Source organism: Vibrio sp. V10_P2A27P122 (assembly GCF_963874335.1).
Classification (GTDB): domain Bacteria; phylum Pseudomonadota; class Gammaproteobacteria; order Enterobacterales; family Vibrionaceae; genus Vibrio; species Vibrio anguillarum.
In genome coordinates, this window is the sequence record NZ_CAWNHY010000080.1 from 1 (window position 1) to 6,720 (window position 6,720).

Below are 6,720 nucleotides of genomic sequence, written 5' to 3' on the forward strand. Positions count from 1 at the left end.
GTACTCTTCCATATTGCGCTTTTCTGTCCAGCGCACATATGCATAAGGATAATCGACACCCTTCTCTTCGTATGAACGATCATATCGACCCGGACCATATGAAGTAGAAATTTTAAAATCCAACTCTTTTGCGTAGATATCGGCACGATTGATTTCCATGCCTACGACGCCAACCAAAATCACCTTGCCTTTTTTCCTACACATCTGGAAGCTTTGAGACAATGGCCCACTAGAACTAGTTGCGGCAGTAAAAATTACACAGTCAGTTCCATACCCGCCGCTCCACGACTGAATAGCCTTCACACTATCTTCACTGGCACCATTAATACAAATCTCCGAGCCCAGTTGCTTAGCAATATCCAATCGTTTGTCATCAAGATCTATGGTTGCGACTCGCACGCCAGCGGCTCTAAGCATTTGAATAGTCAGTAAACCTAAAATACCAGCACCAACCACTACGCAGAACTCGCCTAGCTTAAGGTCTGCTCTGCGTACACCCTGCATTGCAATGCCACCAAGAGTCACTGTAGAAGCAGACTCAAAGTCTAATGAGTCTGGCATTTTCATCACTAAGTTTTGTGGCACGTCAACTAACTCTGCGTGGTTAGCGAGGCCGGCACCTGCAGCAGAGACCTTATCACCAATCTGAAAGCCAGATACTCCAGCACCGACACCAATCACAACACCACTAATGGAGTAACCAGTAGGATTACCTGCATCGAGTGTACCTTTCACTTTCGCTAGCGTTTTCTGGATACCTACCGATTTAGCCATATTAAGAACTTTTGCTACCTGCGCTGGTTGCTCAAGAGCTCTTTTAATTAAAGGCTTACCGCTATTTGTAACACCACTCATTTCCGTTCCTGCGGAAATACAACTATTAACGACTTTAATTAATAGGCAGCCTTCGCTAACATTTGGCTGAGGCACAGACTCCGCCAACACTTTACCCTTTTTAATTATTGCTTGATACATTACCTAAACCTCTAATTACCAAATGCCTTTCGTGTCGATCAAATTCTCTACTGGCCCTACTTCTCCCTTGAATTCTTTATGATCAACTAGTAAAAGATGAACATCTGCTTCTGTTTTTGCAGTATGAAAATCAACAAGACTTGCTCTATCTAATGAAGCCGGTAATTTTCCGATATTTGGTTCAATCACTAACACAGTACCGCTATGTATAGCTTGGATAGTTTCAGCAATGTATCTCGCCGGGCTTTCTCTAAGATCATCAATGTCAGGTTTAAATGCTAGGCCATAACAAGCAACACTAACATCTTTTGCAGTTTTCGTTGGGTTAGCTAATAGAAAATCCGCTATTGCGAGCTTCACTTTTTCAATAACCCACTCTGGTTTGTTATCGTTCACTTTACGTGCAGTGTGGATTAATTGTGCAGATTCAGGAGTTTTGGCAACAATAAACCAAGGATCAACAGCAATACAGTGGCCGCCAACACCAGGACCGGGTTGAAGGATGTTCACACGAGGGTGACGGTTTGCTAGCGCAATCAACTCCCATACATTAATATCTAACTGATCACAAATAACAGAAAGCTCATTTGCGAATGCAATTTGAACATCACGAGAGCTATTTTCAGTCAGTTTCGCCATTTCTGCTGTACGCGCATTGGTGATAACACACTCACCCTGAACAAATATTTTGTACAGTTCAACAGAACGTTTTGAACATTTGGGCGTTAAACCGCCAATAACACGGTCATTTTCTACAAGCTCACGAACTACATGACCAGGAAGCACTCGCTCTGGGCAATGTGCAATATTCACATCCGCAGCTTCACCATGTGTCTGAGGGAATGTCAGGTCTGTGCGCACTTCCGCTAACCATTCAGCCATTTGCTCTGTTGCCCCAACTGGAGAGGTCGACTCAAGAATGACTAGATCGCCTTTTTTCAAGACTGGAGCAATCGCTTTACTCGCCGCTTCGATATACGATAAATCTGGAGAAGGGATATTGCCTTCTGCGTTTGACAAGAAAGGTGTTGGTACAGCAATCAAAAATGCATCCGCTGGCTCTGGTGTTGTCGATGCTTTTAAGTAACCCTCAGAAACTGCAGCGTGTACAATCATATCTAGGTCTGGCTCAACGATATGAATCTTGCCCTGATTGATTGTATCCACAGCTTGCTGATTAACATCAACACCAATCACTTTCTTTTTTCTTGAGGCAAACATTGCTGCTGTCGGTAGCCCAATATAGCCAAGACCGATTACTGAAATTGTTTCAAATGACATAATTAACCTAACCTTAAAAAACTTAACCTATTAATTCGTTTAAAATTCTTTCGCATGCTTTACCGTCACCATATGGGTTGTGGGCAAAGCTCATTGTTTGATAGGCTGCTTCGCTCGTTAGCAACTCATTCAAGCTACCCACGATAGCATCGACATTAGTTCCTACTAACCTCACTGTCCCAGCTTCAACTGCTTCAGGGCGCTCAGTAGTGTCACGCATCACCAACACTGGCTTACCTAGCGATGGAGCTTCTTCTTGTATTCCACCGGAGTCGGTAAGAATAATGTGCGCACGACTCATTAAGTAGATAAATGGCAAATACTGCTGAGGCTCAATAAGATGGATGTTTTCAATGCCTGCTAAAATACGATTCACTGGTTCACGCACATTCGGATTTAAATGCATCGGGTAGAGTATTTGAGTTTCTGGATGCACTTTCGCTATGGTTGCTAATGCTTCACAAATTCGCTCAAACCCACCACCAAAGCTCTCCCTACGGTGGCCTGTTACCAAGATTAGTTTCTTACTCTCATCTAAGAACGGAAACTGGGCGGCTAATGCTTCGTTCAATTTCTGATTAGATTCGATTTTACCTTTCACCATCAGCAGCGCATCAATGACGGTATTACCGGTCACATAAATATCGTCTGGCGCAAAGTTTTCACGTAGAAGATTCTCTTTCGACGTTTCGGTTGGGGTAAAGTGATACTTCGTCAGTACTCCGGTCAAACGACGGTTCGCTTCTTCCGGCCATGGTGAATAGATATTGCCTGTACGAAGGCCTGCTTCCACATGCCCAACGGCAATTTGCTCGTAGTATGCGGCTAAGCTCGCCGCAAATGTGGTCGCGGTGTCGCCGTGAACTAAAACGACATCGGGCTTAAACTCTCGAAGAACAGGTTTCAGCACTTGAACAATGCGTGCCGTAACATCATTGAGTGTTTGACCCACTTTCATTAAGTTCAGGTCATAATCTGGTGTGATCTCGAATAACTCTAACACTTGGTCTAGCATTTCTCGGTGCTGAGCTGTTACGCAGCACTTTGCTTCAAATCGTTCATCCTCTGCCAATGCATAAACTAACGGTGCCATTTTTATCGCTTCGGGACGTGTACCAAAAACCGTTAATACCTTCATTTTTCCATCTCCTAGCCTCAAAAACTTAATAATATTTTTGCCAACCTAACCACGGAAAATTCATGAACATCACCGCCCGGTAAGGCTTTCGAGAACCTTACTTAGGTAGTTTTCGTCCATTGCGCAGTTCATCCGTTTGCGTTTAATACCACCTTTAAAGGTGGTTTCACTCTTTAATAGGTTCAAACACATCTGCCTGATCCTTGCTAAAGCCTCTACGCGATCATCGGCTCTAATACGAAAGTTGTCCTCACTAAATGCGGTATCAAGGGACCAATGCATGGCCTCTACGCCCCAATGAGAACGCGTCGCTTAAGCAGCGTTTGGGCTTCTAATTCTTTAGAACAGATATAGTAACGAATACTCACATCTTGCTCTGTTGCTACAGCCGATTCTTGGCGGATCGAAGCGACGATGCCCATTGATTTTAGCTCGGGCCATTCATGCTCAATATCACCTAAAACCGACAAATCACGGTTCACTAAAGCCACTCTCGTTTCCGTTCTTCCGGACTTTTTTCTTGAGTACTGTAAGAACTGCCGTCAAAGTCTTGAAGCATGTCCATTCGAAAATAATCATCAAAGGCTTGCTCAAGCATTCCCTGATTACCTTTCACTGCTAACAAATAATCCGCTTCTTTATCGAGAATTTTTTGCGCTATTTTCTTTTGACATCCCATTGGATCAATCGTAACCAAGCAGCCTTTTACCTCTAGCAAGTCAAGTAGCTTGGGGATCGCGGTAATTTCATTACTTTTACTATCAACCTTCTGTTGGCCGATACTCATTCCGTTTGCAGTAGCAAAAGCGTTCACCATGTGAATCGTTCCTTTACACTTCGAGCGGTCATAAGAGCCACGTAATGTTTTACCGTCGATAGCGATGACTTCTCCATCCGTCAGTGTATGGCAGTCCTTCATCCAAGCTATAAAGCTTCTTTGCAACCCTGCCGGATTCATCATGCCCACCACACGAGACAGCGTATCTGCAGAAGGAATACCAGCGTCAAAGTGACCATATCGTTTTAGGAAATCTAAGCGAGCATTGCCAAAGTCAATAATGCCATCCCAGCCATCATGACCCGACAGGACGCCGCAAATTATCAGCAAAATAATATCTGATAATTTGTGATCTACTTTGCTTTCTTGTCGGTAGTCTTTAATGATTTGGAAATGCATAAATGGGTTGGTTAACTCGCTCATATTTAGGCTCCTATATTGTCTAGGAGCAATTAGAAAACAACGAAAATGATCTACAAGCAGATCTTTATTTTCATGTGGTTACATTCAATAGTTGGGATTAGTGATAGGTTCAAAGCGGATTCTTAGCATCTTTGCAGCCCTTATATATCAACGACCTTCATGCGGTTTCCCTAGACCTGCTTTCATCAGGTTTAGATCGTAGTCAGGCGTAATGTCGAACAGATCTAATACTTGGTCGAGCATTTCACGATGCTGAGCGGTGACACAAACCTTGGCTTCAAACGCACATCTTCAGCCAAAGCGTGGACTAACGGCGCCATTTTAATTGCTTCTGGGCGTGTACCGAAAATGGTGAGTACTTTTTTCTTTGTCATTTTATTAACCAACTAGATCATTATTGAAGCCTAAATTTTAAACCCCTATCGCTTTTTTTCTCTAAACACAAACTTCACCAGCACAATCGCGACGCCAAGCATGCCGCCCAGTAACGTTCCAAACACAGCTATCAGTGTTCGTTTGGGCTTATCACGACTCATCGGGGCCTCTGGTTGTTCTAAGTAAGCGTAACCTTGCACTTGGGCGGGTTTGGCTTTACCCAACGATTCAACCTGCTGAACTTGTACCTGCAGCAGCGCCAAACGTGGTTCAAATACACGTAAATCTGTCATGCTTTTCAGCGCCTTCGCTTTGGCTTGTAGAGCTTTACTGCCAATGCTAATAGCAAATAGCTTCTCTTCATTCAGGTTTTGTACTGGCTCGCTAATGTTGGCCGCTTTTGCAATCACTAATGCATTCTGCACACGCGCTAATTCCACCTGCAGGCGCAAATGGGCTTGTTGTTGTAAGCTAGTGTATTGCTGGCTAAGTTGGTTATGTTTTACCGTCAATTTACTGGCAAGATCACTAGTCAGCTGTTGGTTTAGCTGCTGGTTAATAAAGTCGATATAGGCGTTAAGCAGCGCTAAGCTACTGCTCTTATCAATTGACTGAAAGCTGAGATAAAAATCACCTTCTTGTTTCTTACCCACTTCTTGAGCCGTAATCTTGCCATACCACCCTTGATAAAAACGAGCCTGTGTATCGTCGTCACCCTGTTTGCTATTTTGAGTCGCCGAAAAATACGACTGCTCAATGCTTAAAAAAGTAGAGTTACTTTGCATAAAACGCTTTTTATTGTCATTGGAATTAAATGAACGCACAAAACGCAGGAAAATATTGGCCGGGTTAATTAAGTCATCAAGTTCTTTACTCACAATAATGTTGCCATCTTCTTGGTAGAGATCAAACAATGGCTGATACTGCTTCACCTGTTGTTGAAAGGCCACGATTTGGTTTAATTCAGGCTGGCTGACGATCGCTTTAGCGCTCCACCACTGCTGCGCCGTCAATGCATAAATCACCGCCGCAGCAGCAAACAAAACCGTGCACAACAATATGGTTCGTTTCCCTTGCCATAGCGCACTAAACAGCTCACGCAGGTCAATTTCATCGTTATTGCTTTGCTGATAGTAAGAAGGCACAGGTGGGTATGAAGAGTGCGAAGAAGGGGATGGTTGATTCACAGTGTTGATCCTATCATTGGTTTTTAGGCACGCTACCGCCCTTAGGTATCCGCTCCTAAAGGCTTACTGTTTAGTTGTTGCTCAGGCTTTATCGAGTTTGTCAATTCAAGCGACATAGCGTGCCGAAGTTTAAAGCAAAACCCTTTTCAAGGCGAGACGTTCAATGAGAAAAGCGAGCTTTTGTGATTACAGCCCCTAACGAAGCCGCTATAATGCGCATAATTGTTCGTATTATAACCATAGGAATTTTGTATGATCATCGTAACGGGTGGCGCTGGCATGATTGGTAGCAACATTATCAAAGCGCTAAATGAACAAGGCATTACTGATATTCTTGTTGTCGATAATTTAAAAAATGGGCGTAAATTCAAAAACCTAGTTGATCTGGACATTGCCGATTACATGGACCGAGACGATTTCTTGGTACAGATCATGTCTGGTGAGGATTTCGGCCCTATTGAAGCGGTATTCCATGAAGGCGCTTGCTCTGCCACCACAGAATGGGATGGCAAGTATGTGATGCTTAATAACTATGAATATTCTAAAGAGCTACTACACTACTG

Annotated in this window: 5 protein-coding genes and 2 pseudogenes; 1 reads left to right on the plus strand and 6 read right to left on the minus strand. The window is 43.5% G+C overall.

Annotated features, from left to right (window positions below):
- From AACQ17_RS04445 to AACQ17_RS04470, 6 genes and pseudogenes are all read right to left on the minus strand, one after another.
- Positions 1–975: zinc-dependent alcohol dehydrogenase (locus AACQ17_RS04445; RefSeq protein WP_141201464.1), on the minus strand; the 975-nt coding region annotated here is incomplete at its 3' end.
- A gap of 15 nt (positions 976–990) precedes the next feature.
- Positions 991–2,256, minus strand: coding sequence for a UDP-N-acetyl-D-mannosamine dehydrogenase (wecC, locus tag AACQ17_RS04450; protein WP_094146888.1), 1,266 nt, complete (start codon positions 2,254–2,256; stop codon positions 991–993).
- A gap of 22 nt (positions 2,257–2,278) precedes the next feature.
- On the minus strand, positions 2,279–3,394 hold the full coding sequence (gene wecB / locus AACQ17_RS04455) for a non-hydrolyzing UDP-N-acetylglucosamine 2-epimerase (protein WP_094146889.1): 1,116 nt from the start codon (positions 3,392–3,394) through the stop codon (positions 2,279–2,281).
- A 69-nt stretch (positions 3,395–3,463) separates the two neighbouring features.
- A pseudogene (locus tag AACQ17_RS04460) lies at positions 3,464–4,595 on the minus strand (ISAs1 family transposase).
- A gap of 174 nt (positions 4,596–4,769) precedes the next feature.
- Positions 4,770–4,969, minus strand: a pseudogene (locus AACQ17_RS04465) (UDP-N-acetylglucosamine 2-epimerase); the annotation flags it as partial.
- A gap of 45 nt (positions 4,970–5,014) precedes the next feature.
- A complete protein-coding gene (locus tag AACQ17_RS04470) occupies positions 5,015–6,157 on the minus strand; it encodes an LPS O-antigen chain length determinant protein WzzB (RefSeq protein WP_094146890.1) in 1,143 nt (380 codons plus the stop codon).
- 252 nt (positions 6,158–6,409) lie between these two features.
- Here AACQ17_RS04470 and AACQ17_RS04475 point away from each other — a divergent pair.
- Positions 6,410–6,720: NAD-dependent epimerase/dehydratase family protein (locus AACQ17_RS04475; protein ID WP_141201465.1), on the plus strand; the 311-nt coding region annotated here is incomplete at its 3' end.

Excerpts from the sequence above, each read along its gene's own strand:
- wecC (WP_094146888.1), bottom strand. The coding sequence starts at position 2,256 with ATGTCATTTGAAACAATTTCAGTAATCGGTCTTGGCTATATTGGGCTA.
- wecB (WP_094146889.1), bottom strand. The coding sequence starts at position 3,394 with ATGAAGGTATTAACGGTTTTTGGTACACGTCCCGAAGCGATAAAAATG.